Raw genomic sequence first — 20,183 nt, forward strand, 5'->3', positions numbered from 1 at the left:
ATTGAGTTGGATTTATTATTAGACCCTAGCCACTGGGCTATATTAGCGGTCATCGGCATCATTGCAGGCTTTATTGATGCCATTGTAGGAGGCGGAGGTTTATTATCTATTCCCGCGTTACTCACGGTTGGTATCCCGCCTCACCTTGCTTTAGGCACCAATAAGTTAGCGGCATGTTTTGGTTCTGTCACTTCAAGCTTCACTTTTTATAAACAGCAACTTTTTACCCCCAAGTTATGGAAAGCATGCTTTGTTGCAACCTTCATCGGTTCAATAACTGGTTGCATCTTGGTATTCATGGTTGATCCCAAATGGTTAGATAAGATCTTACCGCTATTGATTATTGGGATTGCCATTTATACATTATTGAGCCCTAAGGCCATGGGTGATGACAATATCAATTTACCTGTTGAACGCTCGCCCAAACATAAACAAATCGGCCAAGGCTTTCTACTGGGCAGTTATGATGGTTTTGCAGGACCTGGTATTGGTGCATTTTGGACAGTAACGTCTGTCTCTCTCCATAAGCTGCCTCTATTGTATAGCTGTGGCTTAGCCAGAGTTATGACGTCTGTGAGTAATATCACCGCGTTAATTATCTTTGCCTCTATGGGACAAGTACAGTGGGTATTAGGTTTGTGGATGGGCTTTTGCATGATGGCAGGATCTTATATTGGTGCAAGAAGCGCGATTCGCTTTGGTATTCCCTTCATTAAGCCCATTTTTATTATTATGGTATTGTCTATTGCGGTTCACTTAACTTGGAGTGCTTGGGGATGAACACTCAACAATTGGTTTCAATGTTAAAGCAGCAACTCACGCAACTTGAACGTGATGCTCTCGCGCATGACCAAAATTTGGCTCCTAACCATCGACAAACGTTACAGCAAACAGAACGCTTTAACAGCCAACTTTTTGCACAACAAGGTGGCTTACTGAGCCCCTGTATTGCTCAGCTTCGACAAGACATTCAAAAGCTTGAAAAGCAGTTATCACTTAAACTCGGTGGTCAAGTCATTCAATTGAGCTGTGATCGGATCCAAGACCGTTTCATTGCTTTAAAAAGAGCTCTATTAACCACCGATATCAATTTAAAAGCCGAAGCACAACGCAAGGCCAGTAATCGTGCTCGTTATGCTAAAAAGCAACAGCAATCTGCTCAAGATAGTGGTTTTGGTTGGATTGCCAGTAATGTGATGCAAAACAGTCATCAATTATATGCTGAGCTCAATAAACACCTTAATTGGGCACAAAAATTTGAACAAAAAATTGAACAAATGGAAGCAAATCTTGAATTCTGTCATAGTGATGACAAAATTAAATTGCAAAATGACATCCTTTTGATGCATCGTCGCTTAGGAAAATGCAAACAAGCAATTAGTTATATTGAAGAGCGCATTCAATTATTTGAACGACCTCGTCAAAGTTACCCTCGTTAAGGAGCAACAATGAAATCTGTATTCACCACTAGTGCGCTGTTAGCATTATTAACTTCATCATCAGTATTTGCAGCAAATTTAACTATTCCAATGTCTTTTGAATATTTAGCGCTTGACGGTGAAGCCATTGAAACAAACTCGTTTAGGCATCAATCAGATTTAACACTCTCCAATGGCACGCATAAAATTGCTATACGTTATCACGATGTCATCGATGACTCATTTAGCGACAGCCAATCATTTGTCAAATCTACGCCATTTATTGTCACGCTAGCCGTAGATGGCGATTATCAATACAATCTAAAACCTGCTGAAGGTAATGTCATCAAGGAGCCAAAAACCTTTGCCAAAAAGCCGCAAATAAAGCTTAGCCGTAAAGATAATGGCTCTGTAACTTATAGTGTTCAGCACACTAACTTTACTGAAGAAACATTCATCAGTAATTTATTTAAAACCAATCAGCAACAAGACTTTGAAGATTTATCCGTTTCTGCCACAACAGATGCTCCGCAAGTGATTACAGCACCGGTAAAATCGGACATAGCCTTGGCCACTAGTGTGGCTCCAGCTGCAAGCATGGCACCTGCTGCCAATAGCGCCAATCCTGCTCAAGCAGAACAAATGCTGCAATATTGGTGGTTACAAGCAGATGAAAAAACCCGTAAAGAATTTATGGGCTGGGCAATTAAACAACTGTAATGCCTGCTGCAATCCCTTTTGTGTATCACGCCAGCTATTCACAGCTGGCGTTACCTCACACTCATCGATTTCCAACAACTAAATATCAACTGTTATATCAACATGCTATTGAGCAGCAATTATTGTTCGAGGCATCACGCCATATCCCCAGTGCCATTAGTATCGACACACTCCATGACGTTCATTGTCCAGAGTATGTTAAGCGATTTATCAGCGGCACGTTAGATCACAAAGCGCAACGACGTATTGGCTTTCCCTGGAGTGAGCAATTAGTCAATCGCACCCTCCATGCTGTTAATGGCACAGTACTTTGCACTCAATTAGCACTAGAACATGGTATAGCGCTGCATTTAACCGGAGGGTATCACCATGCTCATTACGATTTTGGCAGTGGCTTTTGTATTTTCAATGATTTAATTATTGCCGCTAAAACCGCTATCGACAGTGGCCGAGCGGATAAAGTGTTAATCTTTGACTGTGACGTCCACCAAGGTGATGGCACAGCCACATTGGCTCAACAGTATCCAGATATTATTAGTTGCTCTATTCATTGCGCACAAAATTTTCCATCACGTAAGCAAGACTCAGATCATGATATTGATTTAAATAAAGGCTGCAGTGACCAAGAATATTTAGAACATGTTCAGCAAATCCTGCCCTACCTTATTCGGCTGCATCAACCTGATCTGATTATTTATGACGCAGGCGTTGATATCCATCAGGATGACGATTTAGGTTACTTCAATATTTCTAACCAGGGCGTTTTAGCCAGAGATACTCAAGTAATGTCTATTGCCAAAAGCCATAGTATCCCCCTTGCGGCAGTGATTGGTGGAGGCTATAGTCGTAATGAAGCTGAGTTAACTCATCGACATAGTCAATTACTCATTGCAGCAAACGAGGTTTGGTTATCCAAATAACCTCGTTTATTTAGCTAACACATATACGCAAAGCATTCGGCAGAGACGTCGATCACCAATTGATCTCAATGGAGCAAATAATGCACTTAGATATTCGTAACTATTATGAAGTTCTATTAATGGAAATACTGAGAGATGAAGGCTTAATGGAAGAATTGCCAGAAGAGTACATCGCTGATTTATGCTGCGTCACCTTAAATCAATTACCGGTGCGCTATATTCGCCATTTGGTCGACACGTATTTTTTTGAAAACTACCAAGAATTACACATGATGAAAACCGAGATTTATGATGCACTCGAAAAGTCTCGTCAGTTTTTAAAAGCCAATTTACAAAAACGCTTACAAGAAGAAGCCGAGTTAGCTGCAGCACAACAAATATAAACTATCCGGGTTGCTTAATTTACACACTATTGAGTGTTGCTTCATAAAAGTAGCCCATTGTTTAATATAGTAAATTAAATACTTGCGCAAATGAGTTAAGCGAGAGCTTTTTTGCAAAAATGGAAATGTACTAGTTAAATAGTGAGGGGAGCAAATTTGGAGGTTCCCCTAGAGCCGACACCCCGGCACACGAGTCGCTTGCTGCGGTTGCTCCCTTCCGGGCCTGGCCGAGTTCACAAGTTATCATTGCGGGGGGACCCTAGGGTCACCATTGATTTCTGATAAACATCGATATTTTTCAGAACGGGGCGATTATCCCCTAACCTATTGGCTTGATCAAGCCTTAATCTTGATAACTTTGCAATCAAGTGTTTAGTTGCACAATACTTACGCAAATGTCATCCGAACACGATAAAACTTAACGCAATATCAGAATTTAGTGTTATTCAACGGTCAAAGTTTATTACTTCAAAATGAATAGTCAGATCTTAGTCACAACTCTACACATAATTCGATGAGTAACTTGTAAAGGTTAGCTAACATAAGTAATGAATAAAATCCGCACACTGTTACCCCCCAGTGAAATGCGTGATAACTAAAAATGCAGGGAATACATGATGAAAACAATGACAGTTCGTCCCGCTACAAAAGCGGTAATAAGCGCAGGGCTTCTTGCTTTTGCACTATCTGGCTGTGGAGGCAGTGATGGTTCAGATGGCGAAGATGGTACTGATGGCATTATCGGTGTTGATATTGACAGTGCATCAACATTACAAGCCACATTTACCGATGCGACCATCACCGAAGGTAGCGTTAATGTTACTTTCAGCCTAAAAAATGGTAATGGCGTTGCAGTACTAGGGTTAACGAAAGATCACGACTTACGCTTTGGCGTTGCACAATTAACCCCTGTTATAGAAACTGTAGATGATACTGAAATCGACCGTGGTTATCAGTGGCAATCATATATCAATGTATTAAAACAACCAACGGCAAGCTACATTCCTGATGATGAAACCAACATTACCCCATCAGAGCAATACCAAGCTGAAGTAGAAATTGCTTCGGCTTGTGACACTTGTTTTGTTGATAATGAAGATGGTACCTACAGCTATACATTCCAAACCAATATTAGTCAAATTACTGAGCCATTAACCATTACCTACAATCAGGATAATACTCAACGTATTACCCTTGAGTTACAACAGCCTCTGGTTACTGCCAATGCTCATTATGATTTCCAACCGTCTACAGGGCTAACAGAAGATATCGCGTCTCGTGATGTGGTATCAATTGAGACTTGTTACACCTGTCACCAACCTGACAGTCTTGAGTTACACGGTGGTCGTCGTATTGATTTAGAAAACTGCGCGTCGTGCCATACCGCCACATCAGGCGATCCTGAAACAGGTAACAGTGTTGACTTTACTTACATGATCCATGCGATTCACAAAGGCCAAGACCGCGTGACTTATACCGTTGCCGGTGAAGAAGCCGCACCTTATAAAGTGATTGGTTATGGTGGTGGATTACACGATTATGGCGACGTAATGTATCCACAAAAACCCGCCGCTGACTGTAGTGCTTGTCACGTTGAAGGAACTGACGCCCCGCAAGATGCCGGATTATATACCGCGAACCTAAGCGATACGGCCTGTATTGCTTGTCATACAGAATCAGCCTCTGAGCACCATGTTGGTTTAAGCACCCAATGTACTTCATGTCATATTGAAGATGGCTATGCACGCAGCGCACAAGAAGCCCACGGCGATGTGATGACAGCGTATAACGAAACCCAAACCATGAATGTCGTCTTTAGCGATACGAGCGTAACGGCTGATGGAGCATTCACGACCAAGGTTCAATTTACCGATGCGTCAGCCAATGTTATTGCTGCCGAGTTTATCGACACGAGTGGCCGCGTTGTAATGGCATGGGACACTGACATCGATTACCCTGCCTATAATGATGCAAGTTACAGTCAAAGACGCCTAAGACTCAGCGAAGGTGTTGCCAATGAAGACGACAGTTGGACATTAGTGTGGAGCGACGTTACCTTACCAAGCGATTATGTAGGTAAAACATTTGAACTTTGGTCAGCAGTAAGCGCGTGTTACAACAACGGCGGTTACGGTCGTCCTGAAGTGCAATTAACCTCATGTGATACTGACGATGTTCGCACCGTTGAAATTAAAAGCAGTGCCTATCAGTTTGTTATGGCTGCAGATGCTGTAGATAGTACTCAAACAGCAGCAGAACGCAGAAGCATCATTGATACAACAACTTGCCAAGGTTGTCACAACCAAGAAGTGTATCACTATGACAATGGTATTAACTGCCAAACCTGTCATACACCAGATAAATCACTGAGAAGTGATGACACTTACCCTGGCGGTAGAAAATCGACCAGCTTTGCGTTTAAAGCGCACAGTGCTGAAGGTCATTACTTAAGTGTTGCAGGTGTTGAGTCTGGCACAGTATTAAAAACTGACTGTGCAACATGTCACACAACAGAGGGGTTCACCTTAGGTCGTTCTGAAGACCGTGTATGGCGCTATGGTGACACTGACACTGGTGCTGATGTTTGGGTCTCTTCTGATACCGGTGCATGTTTAAGCTGTCACCAGAAGTACATTACCGAATCAACGGAGTCACATATTGAATCTAACGGCGGTATTGTTGACGGTATGAGTGAGGAAGATGTGCGCACACGTTCTGCTGAAATGTGTTCAACGTGCCACACACCCACTCGCCTAACAGAGAGCCATGGATTTTAGATTTAACATCTGATTAATCTAGAAATGCTAACAAAAGACCCCAATTTTTAATTGGGGTCTTTTTTATATAACGAACAATTAATATACTCTAAAGCATTATTTAATATATACCTTTAATAATAGCCTGATCATCATCACACTATTGCGTTCGCCTTACAGACGTCTTGTTGATTGTAAAGTAATATTAGTGTTGGGAAAATTATTAACATCGACTTAACTGATATCAATATCGCAGAACATACTGCCAGTAAGTTAGATGGATGACCTTTGCAGGGACAATATGATGAATATAAAACACACAAAAATTGCATTATTACTTGCTATGTCAGCATCAATGACACTAGCAGGTTGCGGCAGCGGTAGCGACGGTGAAGATGGCGAAGCAGGTAATCCAGGTGGCGAACCAGCAGAAACAATCCAAACATTAAACCTTGATATTACCGATGTGACTTATCAAGACAGCAAGCCTACCGTCACGGTGTTTGCGACTAACGAAAGTGACTTACCGATTGCCGGCCTAACAGAATTAGAAATAAAAAAAGTTGTTCAGCTTATTCCAGCTGGCGCATCTGGTGCAGGTAATGCTGCGCAATGGCAATATATTGGTTCACAAGACGCATTTACTGATTTAGGTAACGGTAAATATACCTTTACCATCGACGTCGAAAACTTTAACCCAGAACTAACTCAACGCTACAACGTTATTTCTAGCGCTTCAACGTTACTTGACGGTGTCAGTACCTCACCTAGAGCTGAAATCACCGAAGACTTTGACGGTGAAGGTAATGGAGCCACTTACACTAAAAACGTTGTCAGCGATGCCACGTGTAATACCTGTCATGCTGAAGGCGAAAGTATTTACCACAGCTATACCGATTTAACCACCTGTCTCAGTTGTCACACAAACGAAATGGCCATCGAAAAAGATAAAGTTCAAGTCGACTTTGGTCACCTTATTCACAATGTTCACAACGACGCTAAAATGTATGGTCGCAATTTAGATAAAAGCGCAGAAGCAGCTTATGCCGTTGTGCAAGACAACTGTACTAATTGCCATGTTGAATCTGAAGATCTAGCAGAATGGGAAAACTGGTCGCGCATTCCAACTATGGAAACCTGTAGCAGCTGTCATACCGAGATTGACTTTGAAGCAGGTGATGGTCACTCACAACAAGCTGATAACTCAAACTGTGTTGCCTGCCATAATGCAAGCTGGACCGAAACATTACACATCTCAGCATTTAGCGACAAACAAAGCTTTATCAACCTATACGGTATGGATGCAACACTTGTTGCAAACAAAGCAACGGATGCCGACATGTCAGCAACCTTGTCGCTTACTATTACAGACTCTAGCGGCACCGCTATAGATGCAAGCAGCTTAATCAGCAAAATTCAACGTATCGAAACCATTACCAACGTTGGGCCTAACTTCCCAATTATGGGATACAACGCAAGCCCAGGTAGTGGATTAGCTAAAATCACTAAAGACCTTGTTAATGGTGGTGAGCTTCAAACTGACGTTAGCGTGACTGACGGTAAACTGGTTTACAACATCGACTCACTGCCTTTTGGTAGCGGTGATACCGATACCGCGTTTAGCTTTATCGGCCTAGAAATGTGTAACGATGGTAGCGAAGCTGTTGACTGTGCAGACGGTGTTGACACCACCAGCATGAAAGCTGAACTTGCACACGGTACATTATCTGGTGACACCCCGAGCTACCGCCATATTGATTCAGTTAACTTCAGTGCATGTGAAAGCTGCCACGGTGAAACCTTTGAGCTACATAAAGGTTACCACGCAGGCTTTATCATGACAGAACAACTAGGTCGTGAGCTAAACGGTGAAGTTACCGTAGGTGTTGATGGATGTGTGACTTGTCATACTCCAGACGGCACTTACGCCTCAGGCGGCAACCAAGGCGCGCTTGAAATGAAACTGCACAGCGTGCATGGCGAACAAGGCATTATTAAAGACTGTACTCAATGCCATGACGACTTCAACCTTGATGCGTTCAAAGTAAAAGGTGCACTTGCCACTTCTGCAGGTCTATATACCACACCGATTACTGCAACGTGTGCATCTTGTCATGGCTTTGACGACATCGCTCAACATGCGACTAGCCAAGGCGCTATTGTTAACGGTAGTTACCAAGAAGCCAATGATGCTGCGCAAATCGAAACGTGTTTCTACTGCCACGCACCCAGCATTGAAAATCACACACAAGTAAATTTTTAATTTGTTCATTGGGAGAGAAGTCTGACTTCTCTCCCATGCTATGACTTACTTTATCGAACTGTTGATCATCAAAATGGACAAATTAGGAAGTCTACTTATGAAGACCACAAATCAAATCAATACCCTATTGTTTGCCTTACTTAGCCTCACGGCATCCGCCTTATTTTTATCAAACCCAGTACACGCTGCTAAATGGGATGCAACCATGACCCCAGCAGAAGTTGAAGCCACGCTTGATAAAAAGTTTGCCGAAGGTAAATATTCCCCTAAAGGCGCAGACTCTTGTCTAATGTGCCATAAAAAATCAGAAAAAGTCATGGACCTATTTAAAGGTGTCCATGGTGCTATCGACTCATCAAAAAGCCCAATGGCCGGCCTACAATGTGAGGCATGCCACGGACCGTTAGGTTCACATAATCGTGGCGGTAAAGAGCCAATGATTACCTTTGGGCCAGATTCAACCTTAGCGGCAGACAAACAAAACAGTGTTTGTATGAGCTGTCATACTGACGACAAGCGTATGTCATGGGAAAGCAGCCACCATGCCAGTGGTGATGTTGCCTGTGCTTCTTGTCATAGCGTACATGCCTCTCACGACCCAGTATTGTCAAAGCAAACTGAAATGGACGTGTGTACAAGTTGCCACACCAAACAAAAAGCTGACATGAACAAGCGCAGCAGTCATCCAATGAAATGGAACCAAATGACCTGTAGCGACTGTCATAACCCACACGGCAGCTTAAGCGATGATGACCTAGTACAACCAACCGTCAATGAAACCTGTTATAGCTGTCATGCCGAGAAACGTGGCCCAAAGCTGTGGGAGCATGCACCCGTAACCGAGAATTGCGTTAATTGCCATAATCCTCATGGTTCAGTCAACGATGCAATGCTAAAAACTCGTGCTCCTCAATTATGTCAGCAATGTCACTCTGGCGACGGTCATACAAGCAGTGCTTATTTTGGCAATACCAGTATGGGTTCTTCGGTTAATGACAATGCATTTACCGGTGGCCGTAGTTGCTTAAACTGCCATAGCCAAGTACATGGTTCTAACCATCCATCTGGCAAGTTATTGCAGCGCTAAGGAGATAACAACATGAATACAAAAATAAACCTCATCACCTTAGCCCTATTGTCTAGTTGCAGTTTTGGCGTGCTAGCACAAGGTTATGGCCTAGCAGACGCAAAAACAGATTCGGTAAAATTTGACGCCTGGGAATGTAAACGCTGCGTGGTCGAAACCGGCACAACCGGCAGTATTAGCGCAGGTATTGCATACAACAGCGAAGATGATATTTATTCAGCTAATGCATTTAACAGCAGCAATGAAGTTTCAGGCAAAGTGGATGCTGATATTCGTTATCGCGGCGAAGAAGGTTATCAAGCCAATGTTGATGCTCATAACCTGGGTATGGACAATGGTCGCATGGACATCGATGTCGGCAAACAAGGTGTGTACAACATCAATGTCAATTACCGCACATTTGCTCATTATGAATCAAACAGTGCACTAAGCCCGTATCAGCAAATCGGTAGCGACTACCTTACCCTACCAGATAATTGGGAAACAGCAGGTTCAAGCTCTGACATGACGATGCTCAACAGTAGCTTAAATCCGTTAGAGCTATCGTTAAACCGCGACCGCTATGGCATGGGTGTAGAGTACCAATCAGAATCACTATTGACGACTTATGTGAATTTTCAACGTGAAGAAAAAACTGGCACTAAAACAACATCAGGTAGTATTTATAACCAATCGATGATGTTAGCCGAGCCCGTTGATTATACAACCGACATCTTAAATGCTGGGATTAAGCTCAGAGGTGACAACTGGTTTACTAGCCTAAATTACACAGGTTCAGTATTTAAAAACGACAATAGCCAACTTGGTTTCGACAGTGCGTTTAACCCAACCTTTGGTGCTCAAACAAGCGGTTATATGTCATTAGACCCAGATAACGAAGCGCATACTGTGTCTTTATTAGGTCAATACAACCTAGCTAAAACAAACCTAAGCGGTCGTTTACTGGTTGGCCAAATGACCCAAGACCAATCACTCACCAGTATAGGTTATGGCTATGACTTACCGGCAGACAGTATCGATGCCAAAGTCGATATCACCGGCGTGACCTTAAAAGCGACGAGCCGACTTAACCGTGAGTGGCGAGTCAGTGGTAGTTATGATTACAACGACAGAGACAATAAAACTCAAATACAACAATGGACTCAAATCAGCATCAATGATGTAACAGGTGAAGCGGAATACAACACACCTTACGATTTAACCACACACAGAGCAAAACTGTCGGCTGACTACCGGATCACCCAAGGGATTAAACTGGACGCCGGTTACGACTTTGAGCGGGATGAGCGCAGTTACCAAGACCGAGAAATCACCGACGAAAATAATCTGTGGGCGCGTGTAAAGGTAAACAGTTTTGACAAATGGAATATGTGGTTTAAAGGCAGCTTCAGCCAACGCGATGGCTCAGAATATCAAGCATCTGAAACCTCATCTACTGAACAAAACGCCCTATTACGTCGTTACTATCTTGCCGATCGTGACCGCAGTCAAATTGAAGCTAGGTTGAGTCATACGCCATTAACAGATTTAACCGTCGACTTTGGTGTTAGTTACTCTCTAGACGATTACACCGACACCAAGATTGGTTTAACGGAGTCAACTGACACCTATTATGATGTCAATGTCCATTATGCCGTCAATGCCGATGTATCACTCAATGCGTTTTATAACCATCAAACCATTGAGTCTGAACAATCGGGCAGCTCAAGTTTCAGTGTCGCAAACTGGCAGGCTGATATTGAAGACACCATTGATTATATTGGCGCTGGTATCAGTTACAGAAACCTAATGGACAGTCGACTCAAGCTCGGCCTAGATTACACTTATTCAGACTCTGACAGTACCACTCAAGTCAGCCAAGGAGTAACCGGTGATTACGGCGACTACTTTGCAAAAGTGCATAACCTTAACTTATATGGTGAATATCAAGCCACAGACAAGATGAGTATACGTGTTGACTACCAAATGGAAAACTATCTTGATAATGACGAATCTAATGACATCAGTGCAGACACCATCTGGAATGTGGTCAGCTTTGGCGATGTAGATCATGATTACACGGCGCATATGGTCATGTTAAGTATGACTTATCGCTTATAGTCGCAGTCTCTTATGACGGTCTTTAGTGACCATCACGAGAAATAATCACGTGCAGCTTCGCTTATTAAATACCAGCATTTTTAGATGCTGGTATTTTTTTACTCGCAATATCACACTTGCAAACTCGCCGGCATTTACATTATATTAACAACCGAATGACTTGTGATTGAAATTTGGGCAAAAGGATGTTGCCCACATTTTATCGCCTCTCTTCCCCGCCAAGCGACACTCAGCATATTTTTTTACATTGATTGCCACTCTCTATCCAACATACGTTATCATAAAATGCATTGTCTGCTTTGCGGCGGTTGTGATGATATAACCCGCCATCAAACAAACGATCAGCATGGTGTCGCGTTGACAAAAATAGCTTAATTATTAACGACCTCTTAATAACACTAATAGAGGAGCACTCGAGGGCATTATGCTTCAAATAGATACGGATATTGCGAACAAGATTGTCGACCGAACCATGAAAATAATCGGCCACAATATCAATGTCATGAATGCTCAGGCAGTGATCCTCGGCTCAGGTGAAAAACACCGAATTGGTTCCATCCATGAAGGTGCATTATTAGCCATCAGCCAAAATCGCAATGTCGAAATTAGCCAAGCTATTGCCTCAACACTGCACGGCGTTAAACCTGGGCTTAATTTGCCGTTACATTATCAAGGGCAAGTGGTTGGCGTGATAGGCATAACAGGTGAGCCAGAAAGCTTGAGTCATTATGGTGAGTTACTAAAAATGACCGCCGAAATGATTGTTGAACAAGCAAACCTTCAAGAACAACTCCAATGGCAAAACCGACAAAAAGAAGAGTTTATCTCGCAGTTTATTGTCGCCAGCGAAGCTGAACTACCCTCGCTAAAACAATGGGCATTACAATTAGGCATTGATTTATCGATGCCAAGAGTGGCTGCTATTATTGAATTAGACAGCAACAACCCGTCTTTTCAGCAAGACAATCAAGCACTCAAACAAGTGATGTACTTATTGCAACACCCTATGCGCGATAACTTAATCGCCATGACATCATTAACCCAACTTGTCATTTTAAAGCCGGCTTTTTTAGACGGTAAGCAATTTGACCCTGAACTTGAAAGCCAACGCATAGATAAGTTACTCAAACGTTTACCGGCCAATATGCAACTGAGCTTGCATATCTCATTGGGGCATTATTTTAGCGGTGACTTAGGCATTACATATTCTTACCGCACTGCTAAAGAAACACTCGACATAGGTAAAAAATACCACCCCAATAAGAGCAAATATTTATATCAAGACTACAGCTTACAAGTGCTGCTTTCAGGATTGCGTCATCATTGGCGTGGTAATGCCCTTGCTGGCCCGTATCAAAAATTGATCGAAGCTGATCACAACCAACAACTGCAAAAAACCTTAGCCGCTTACTTAGAACATTTAGGTGATTTACAGGCTTGTGCCAAAAGCTTGTTTATTCATCGAAACACCCTGCGCTATCGCCTTGATAAAATACAATCGATTACTAATATAGACTTGCATAATTTCAATGGCTTACTCAGTTTATACCTAGGTCAATTAATCCATCAGCCTGAATAACTCGCCTACGCTTAATTTTGTGCAAACGCACAACAACTCAATATTAATAGCCATTCAGTTGGTGCAAACGAACAAAGCTATTTAAGCTTAATGATTTACTATTATTGAGTACTTTCTACCTTCAAACAATAATAATACCAACCGTACTAATGACTTGATCATGTAATGGGGATTCAAATTAAGTTAATCAATACGGAGGCTTGAAGGCATCGTCAAATTTGGCTTTTCGTGAGCCTAATCTCTGCATAATCGCGCCACCAATAAAGACACACTCTTTGTTAGTGGCAGCCAATATACCTTGCAGTGGTTAGCTTGAGTCACTTTGCCGTAAACAAAGTGATTTACCTTCTCGCCAAACCTAACGCTTTTAGCATTCTGAGTGACGAGCATTAGTGTTAAAGGCCAGCCCTTTAAACATTAATCCGACATAAATTGAACAACTTATGATAACCAGAACACGATAAAGCATTAATGTGATTGGTATAAATAACGAGTAATATATGGGACTAATACTAATTCTACTTGGCGTGATTGCGTTCATCGTCGTCGCCACCTCTAAATTTAAACTCCACCCTTTCTTAACATTGATCTTAGCCTCGTTTATCGCGGCTTTTGCCTATGGACTGCCTAGCCAAGAAATCGCTAAAACCATCACCGGTGGCTTTGGTGGTATTTTAGGCTATATTGGTTTAGTGATTGTCTTGGGGACGATCATTGGTACCATTTTAGAAAAAAGTGGCGCAGCAATTACCATGGCAGAAGTGGTCATTAAACTGTTTGGTCAACGCTTTCCAACGTTAACCATGTCGATCATCGGCTACCTGGTGTCTATTCCAGTATTTTGCGACTCTGGCTTTGTTATTTTAAATTCGCTCAAGCAATCAATGGCCAGCCGCATGAAAGTGTCTAACGTGGCAATGAGTGTCGCGTTAGCGACAGGCCTGTATGCAACTCATACTTTTGTACCGCCAACACCCGGTCCCATTGCTGCTGCAGGTAACTTAGGCCTAGAATCACAATTAGGTTTAGTCATTGCTGTGGGTGTATTTGTTGCTGCAATCGCCGCATTCGCCGGCATGTTATGGGCAAATAGATTTAAAAATGAAGAGCCAGATGGTGAAGGCGCAGAAGAGTTAAATCAACAACTTGATCAACTCGATGACCTTAAAAGTGCTTACGGTAAACTACCAAGCCCAACCAAAGCATTTGCCCCTATTTTTGTGCCAATTTTACTCATTTGCCTAGGGTCGATAGCCAACTTCCCTTCTAAACCACTTGGCGAAGAAAGCATATTCTCAATATTAGTATTTTTAGGCCAGCCAGTTAACGCTTTAATGATTGGTTTACTATTGTCGCTATTTCTCTTGAAAAGCGATAAAAAAATTGCCGAGTTTAGTGAACGTATCAGCCAGGGGCTTGTGGTTGCTGCACCAATTTTACTGATCACCGGTGCCGGTGGTGCATTTGGTTCGGTATTAAAAGCCACTGAAATTGGCGCATTTTTAGGTAGCAGCTTATCGGCATTAGGTGTGGGTATATTTATGCCATTCATTGTTGCCAGTGCTTTAAAGTCTGCTCAAGGTTCTTCAACCGTGGCACTAGTTGCAACCTCAGCGTTAGTGGCACCATTACTTGGTGATATTGGCCTAGACTCTGAAATGGGCCGCGTACTGACCGTGATGGCGATTGGTGCTGGCGCAATGACAGTATCACACGCCAATGACAGCTTCTTTTGGGTTGTAACCCAATTTAGCCGCATGAGCGTTAAACAAGCTTACCGCGCACAAACTGCAGCAACCTTAGTCCAGGGTGTCACCGCAATGATTGTTGTGTACATCCTCAGCTTATTTTTACTGTAACCCTTAATAGAGATTATTATGAAAATCGTTATTGCACCAGACTCGTTTAAAGAAAGCCTTAGTGCACTTGAGGTTGCTAACGCCATTGAACAGGGATTTAAGCAGGTTTTCCCTAATATAGAATATTGCAAAGTGCCCATGGCCGATGGTGGCGAAGGCACAGTGCAAGCAATGGTCGATGCCACAGGTGGACAAATTGTAGAATGCCAAGTCACAGGCCCATTAGGTGAACCTGTTGAAGCATTTTACGGCATTCTTGGACAGACTGATGCCAATAGCCGCCGCACCGCCGTGATTGAAATGGCTGCGGCATCAGGGCTTCATTTAGTCTCAACAACTCAGCGTAACCCTCTGCTGACTACCAGTTACGGTGTGGGTGAGTTAATAGCCGATGCACTTAACAATGGTATCAAGCATATTATTTTAGGCCTGGGTGGCAGTGCCACCAATGACGCTGGCGCAGGTATGATACAAGCGCTTGGGGCTAAGTTAACTGATGTTAATGGCCGCAACATTGCTTTGGGTGGTGCGGCATTAGCAACACTGCATAATATCGACCTTGAATTGCTTCATCCTTGTATCAGTGAATGCAAGATTGAAGTCGCTTGCGATGTCGATAATCCGTTATGTGGCCCTCGAGGGGCTAGCGCTATTTTTGGCCCTCAAAAAGGGGCTACTCACTTAATGGTGGAGCAGCTCGACCAAGCTTTGGCTCACTTTGCTAATGTGATTAATCGTCAAGATTCACCGTACATAAAACTCGGCTGTGAACATCAAGCGGGTGCAGGTGCTGCTGGCGGCATGGGCTTTGGGGTTATGGCATTACTCGCTGCAACCTTAAAACCTGGCGTCGACATCGTGACTGAAACGGTTCAGCTCGCACAACATTGTCAGGATGCCGATTTAGTCATTACCGGCGAAGGTCGCCTTGATGGGCAAACTGTGTTTGGTAAAACGCCTATGGGCGTACTCAATGTCGCTAAAAGATACAATGTACCTGTTATCGGCATTGCTGGCTGTTTAGGTGATGGTGCAGACGCCATTTTAGAGCAAGGGATGAAAGCGATATTTCCTATTATTCCGTCATTACAGCCGCTAGAGCAGGTTTTGATAGAGGCGCAAACAAACCTTACTCACACAGCGCAAAACATTGCAGCAGTTTGGTCATTATCTCTTAACCGGATTTAATCCCTTATTTGCCGATAACTCAAAACGCCTAACACCCTTGTGTTAGGCGTTTTTTTATCGCTGTAATTTAGGGCGAACAGGATAAATACTTGAAGCAATGCAAGGCTTAAAGTAAAGTTAGCACCCTCTTTTCGTCCCATAGGCATCGTGGCCGTTTTTACCCATGAGTCATTAGCTATAGAACGAAGTTTTCATTACAACGGCAAGTAAAATGACCTCAAAAATCACCCGTCAAGCTCAGGCTTCTGCAGACAGTTTATTGCGTATCTTTACCGCGCCAGAAGACGCCTCCTCGACGTTAAGCATTATTGAACAAAGGTTATCTCAAGACTTAGCCGGATTTTTAGGCAATAGCATTGCCGCGTTAGAAAAACCGTTATCAGAAATCGAAACAGACTTTAATGCTCATCAAATTCCAGTAGATCCTACATTTGTCTCTGACTACGCTGACGAAATCATGCAAAATTTGGTGGCTCATTCGGTCCATACCGCAGCGCCCAGTTTTATTGGTCATATGACCTCAGCCCTACCTTATTTTGTGTTGCCGTTATCTAAAATGATGGTTGGGCTTAATCAAAACTTAGTTAAAATTGAAACATCAAAAGCCTTTACCCCGCTAGAGCGTCAGGTGCTAGGCATGATGCATCACTTAGTGTATCAACAGCCCGGCAACTTTTATGATCAATGGATGCACAGTGCCAATCATTCCCTTGGTGCTTTTTGTTCAGGCGGCACAGTGGCAAACATCACCGCATTATGGATAGCCCGTAACCGTTTGCTCAAACCACAAGGTGACTTTAAAGGGATCACACGCGAAGGTATGCCTAAAGCTCTGCGTTTTTATGGTTTTGACGATTTAGCGATTTTAGTGTCCGAGCGTGGACATTACTCTTTAGGCAAAACAGCTGATTTACTGGGCATTGGCCGCGACAATATTATCAGTATCGCAACCGATGAAAATAATAAAGTCGATGTCGAGGCTATGCGCCAAGCCGCTAACACTCTTGCGGCGCAAAATATTAAGGTGATGGCCATTGTTGGCGTTGCCGGTACCACAGAAACCGGTAATGTTGACCCGTTAACAGAACTAGCAGAACTGGCTGCAGAGTTACAATGTCATTTCCACGTTGACGCAGCTTGGGGCGGTGCAAGCCTGTTATCTAACAAATACCGTCATTTACTGAAAGGCATAGAGTTAGCGGATTCCGTCACCATTGATGCCCATAAACAAATGTATGTGCCTATGGGCGCCGGGATGGTGTTATTTAAAGACCCAGAACTGGCTAATTCCATTGTGCATCATGCAGAATATATCTTACGAGTCGGCTCAAAAGACTTAGGCAGTCACACCCTTGAAGGTTCACGCCCAGGTATGGCTATGTTAGTGCATGCTTGCCTACAGATTATTGGCCGCGACGGCTACGAGATTTTAATTAATAATAGTTTGGAAAAAGCCCGCTATTTTGCTTCTATTATCAAGCAACACCCAGAGTTCGAATTGGTTACCGAGCCTGAGCTATGTTTATTAACGTATCGCTTTATTCCCAACACCATTCAGCAGTTGCTCAACAACGCTGTAGCAAACAATAATAAGGCGCTAGTCGCCCAAATCAATGAGCTTATCGACGGCTTAACCCAATTTATTCAAAAGCATCAGCGTGAGCAAGGTAAGTCATTTGTATCCCGTACACGTATTCAACCTGCACAGTATTTCAGACAGCACACCACAGTCTTTAGAGTCGTTTTAGCCAATCCGTTAACCGACGAGAAAATCTTGCATGACGTGTTGACTGAGCAAGCTGAAATAGCCCAATTAGACAATGAGTTTTTACCACAACTGTTAGCGTTGGTGGCACAACCCCATCAATAACGTCGATGTCTATAACCTGTTAGCTAGCTTCGCGTCGCCACGGCATTCAGGAGTTTGTATTTTTGACTTATGGCTCATGACCACAAACACTTAAGTTCACATGGTTCCACCCTGCACTAGCCAAAAGGGGATTAACAGCAATCCTCTTTTGGATAGCCCTTGCCATTCCGTCCTCAAGTTCAGAGTTGAATTTGAACATTTTAAGGCTAAAACCAACGCGTTTTTGGTTGACCAAAGCTTGTTAGCACCTTTCACGTCGTCCCGGCAATGCTTTTGAGCCGGGATCCAGGTGTTGGTTTTGATTTGAACTCATGGCCTGCCGCAGATAATTTACAAGCCGTTGCGAATATCACGATAACAAGGCTGTGAAAGTGCAAATGATTAAGCGAGACGCCGCAAGCACATCCATGTGGGCTTAACCAAAACATCCCTGTTTTGGACACTCGCTGACTCATCTGCACCTGCCACTATTTACTTTCAATTCAACCTCTTGTGTATCTGAAGGTTTAGTCTCAATAAAGATTTGAACCATATTATGGAAAATAGCAAGTGACTCGAAAACTCGAGGCTTACCAAATCTGAGCATTTATTATTCAATTATTGTTCAATCTGCAAGACTGAGTGGCATGTTAATTTTACAGGTTCCAAGCAGATGTTGCTTGTGGGAGGGTCTACCCCACGAAGTGTTTTGGGTATCACAAGTAAAGGCCATGGCTAGCTCGCGTATTCTTGTGTAAAAAGTCTTCAACGGCCTCATGAATTTGGGCATTTGAAAGCTAAGACCAACTCGTTTTTGGTGGACCAAAGCTTGTTAGCACCCTTCTCGTCGTCCCGGCAACGCTTTTGAGCCGGGATCCAGGTGTTGGTTTTGATTTGAACTCATAGCCTGCCGCAGATAATTTACAAGCCGTTGCGAATATCACGATAACAAGGCTGTGAAAGTGCAAATGATTAAGCGAGACGCCGCAAGCACATCCATGTGGGCTTAACCAAAACATCCCTGTTTGGATACTCGCCGACTCATCTGCTCCTGCCACTATCTATCTTCGATTCAACCCCTTGTGTATCTGAAGGTTAAGTCTCAATAAAGATTTGAACCATATTATGGAAAATAGAAAGTGACTCGAAAACTCGAGGCTTACCCAATCTGAGCATTTATTATTCACCAGAAAGGCAGGTGGCATGTTAATTTTTCAGGTTCCAAGCAGCTGTTGCTTGTGGGAGGGTCTACCCCACGAAGTGTTTTGGGTATCACAAGTAAAGGCCATGGCTAGCTCACGTATTCTTGTGTAAAAAGTCTTCAACGGCCTCAAGTTCAGAGTTGAATTTGGGTATTTGAAAGTTAAGACCAACTCGTTTTTGGTGGACCAAAGCTTGTTAGCCCCCTTCTCGTCGTCCCGGCAACGCTTTTGAGCCGGGATCCAGGTGTTGGTTTTGATTTGAACTCATAGCCTGCCGCAGGTAATTTACAAGCCGTTGCGAATATCACGATAACAAGGCTGTGAAAGTGCAAATGATTAAGCGAGACGCCGCAAGCACGTCCATGTGGGCTTAACCAAAACATCCCTGTTTTGGACACTCGCTGACTCATCTGCACCTGCCACTATCTATCTTCGATTCAACCCCTTGTGTATCTGAAGGTTAAGTCTCAATAAAGATTTGAACCATATTATGGAAAATAGAAAGTGACTCGAAAACTCGAGGTTTACCAAATCTGAGCATTTATTATTAACCAGAAAGGCTGAGCAATCTGCAAAGCTGGGTGGGATGTTAATTTTCAAAAAAATGAAAAGCGTTATTTTTTTCAGAAAAATCACACTAAGAAAGCCTCAATATGTGTTTGCATGCTTTATTGCTAAGAATACGGCGATTTGACAGCTCACAGACATACGAAGTAGATGAATTTGTTGATTGAGATGTATTAGTCTCGACTTGATCTGACATTCAACTTGAAAAAGTGAGAGTTACCCGTTTTGATAAAGGTGTCGAATCTTTTAATCAAAACCAAAAAGGTAACTCTCATGTTTCATACTAACAATC

Annotated in this window: 13 protein-coding genes and 1 other RNA gene; 13 read left to right on the plus strand and 1 reads right to left on the minus strand. The window is 43.0% G+C overall.

Features of this window, described 5'->3' with window-relative positions; genetic code table 11:
* Positions 1 to 6 precede the first annotated feature (6 nt).
* The 5 genes from IEY48_RS08455 (at position 7) to IEY48_RS08475 (ending at position 3,441) form a co-directional block, all read left to right on the plus strand.
* On the plus strand, positions 7 to 780 hold the full coding sequence (locus IEY48_RS08455; RefSeq protein WP_188919240.1) for a TSUP family transporter: 774 nt from the start codon (positions 7 to 9) through the stop codon (positions 778 to 780).
* Positions 777 to 1,439, plus strand: a complete 663-nt coding sequence (locus IEY48_RS08460) for a primosomal replication protein (RefSeq protein ID WP_188919242.1) — start codon at positions 777 to 779, stop codon at positions 1,437 to 1,439. Before IEY48_RS08455 ends, IEY48_RS08460 begins: the two co-directional genes overlap by 4 nt.
* 9 nt (positions 1,440 to 1,448) lie before the next feature.
* Positions 1,449 to 2,138 (plus strand): DUF2057 domain-containing protein, encoded by a 690-nt coding sequence (locus IEY48_RS08465; protein WP_188919243.1) that lies wholly within the window; start codon positions 1,449 to 1,451, stop codon positions 2,136 to 2,138.
* Complete coding sequence (locus tag IEY48_RS08470) at positions 2,138 to 3,058, plus strand: histone deacetylase family protein (RefSeq protein WP_188919245.1); 921 nt, start codon at positions 2,138 to 2,140, stop codon at positions 3,056 to 3,058. Before IEY48_RS08465 ends, IEY48_RS08470 begins: the two co-directional genes overlap by 1 nt.
* 80 nt (positions 3,059 to 3,138) lie before the next feature.
* On the plus strand, positions 3,139 to 3,441 hold the full coding sequence (locus tag IEY48_RS08475) for a late competence development ComFB family protein (protein WP_188919247.1): 303 nt from the start codon (positions 3,139 to 3,141) through the stop codon (positions 3,439 to 3,441).
* A 165-nt stretch (positions 3,442 to 3,606) separates the two neighbouring features.
* Here IEY48_RS08475 and ffs read toward each other — a convergent pair.
* Positions 3,607 to 3,704: signal recognition particle sRNA small type (gene ffs, locus IEY48_RS08480), an RNA gene on the minus strand.
* A 351-nt stretch (positions 3,705 to 4,055) separates the two neighbouring features.
* Here ffs and IEY48_RS08485 point away from each other — a divergent pair.
* From IEY48_RS08485 to panP, 8 genes are all read left to right on the plus strand, one after another.
* Positions 4,056 to 6,218, plus strand: a complete 2,163-nt coding sequence (locus tag IEY48_RS08485) for an OmcA/MtrC family decaheme c-type cytochrome (protein WP_188919249.1) — start codon at positions 4,056 to 4,058, stop codon at positions 6,216 to 6,218.
* 280 nt (positions 6,219 to 6,498) lie between these two features.
* Positions 6,499 to 8,460 carry an OmcA/MtrC family decaheme c-type cytochrome gene (locus tag IEY48_RS08490; protein WP_188919251.1) on the plus strand — a complete coding sequence of 654 codons (1,962 nt, stop codon included), beginning with the start codon at positions 6,499 to 6,501 and terminating at the stop codon, positions 8,458 to 8,460.
* Between the two features lie 97 nt (positions 8,461 to 8,557).
* Positions 8,558 to 9,547, plus strand: a complete 990-nt coding sequence (locus IEY48_RS08495; RefSeq protein ID WP_188919253.1) for a DmsE family decaheme c-type cytochrome — start codon at positions 8,558 to 8,560, stop codon at positions 9,545 to 9,547.
* 12 nt (positions 9,548 to 9,559) lie between these two features.
* On the plus strand, positions 9,560 to 11,647 hold the full coding sequence (locus tag IEY48_RS08500; RefSeq protein ID WP_188919255.1) for an MtrB/PioB family decaheme-associated outer membrane protein: 2,088 nt from the start codon (positions 9,560 to 9,562) through the stop codon (positions 11,645 to 11,647).
* Between the two features lie 424 nt (positions 11,648 to 12,071).
* A complete protein-coding gene (locus IEY48_RS08505) occupies positions 12,072 to 13,226 on the plus strand; it encodes a sugar diacid recognition domain-containing protein (RefSeq protein ID WP_188919257.1) in 1,155 nt (384 codons plus the stop codon).
* A gap of 500 nt (positions 13,227 to 13,726) precedes the next feature.
* Entirely contained in the window at positions 13,727 to 15,085 is a 1,359-nt protein-coding gene (locus IEY48_RS08510; RefSeq protein ID WP_188919259.1) for a GntP family permease, read from the plus strand.
* An 18-nt stretch (positions 15,086 to 15,103) separates the two neighbouring features.
* Complete coding sequence (locus IEY48_RS08515; RefSeq protein WP_188919260.1) at positions 15,104 to 16,273, plus strand: glycerate kinase; 1,170 nt, start codon at positions 15,104 to 15,106, stop codon at positions 16,271 to 16,273.
* Between the two features lie 211 nt (positions 16,274 to 16,484).
* Positions 16,485 to 18,143, plus strand: coding sequence for a pyridoxal-dependent aspartate 1-decarboxylase PanP (gene panP, locus IEY48_RS08520; RefSeq protein WP_188919262.1), 1,659 nt, complete (start codon positions 16,485 to 16,487; stop codon positions 18,141 to 18,143).
* Positions 18,144 to 20,183: the final 2,040 nt, after the last annotated feature.

Origin of the sequence: Shewanella saliphila (assembly GCF_014648295.1) — a bacterium.
GTDB lineage: Bacteria > Pseudomonadota > Gammaproteobacteria > Enterobacterales > Shewanellaceae > Shewanella > Shewanella saliphila.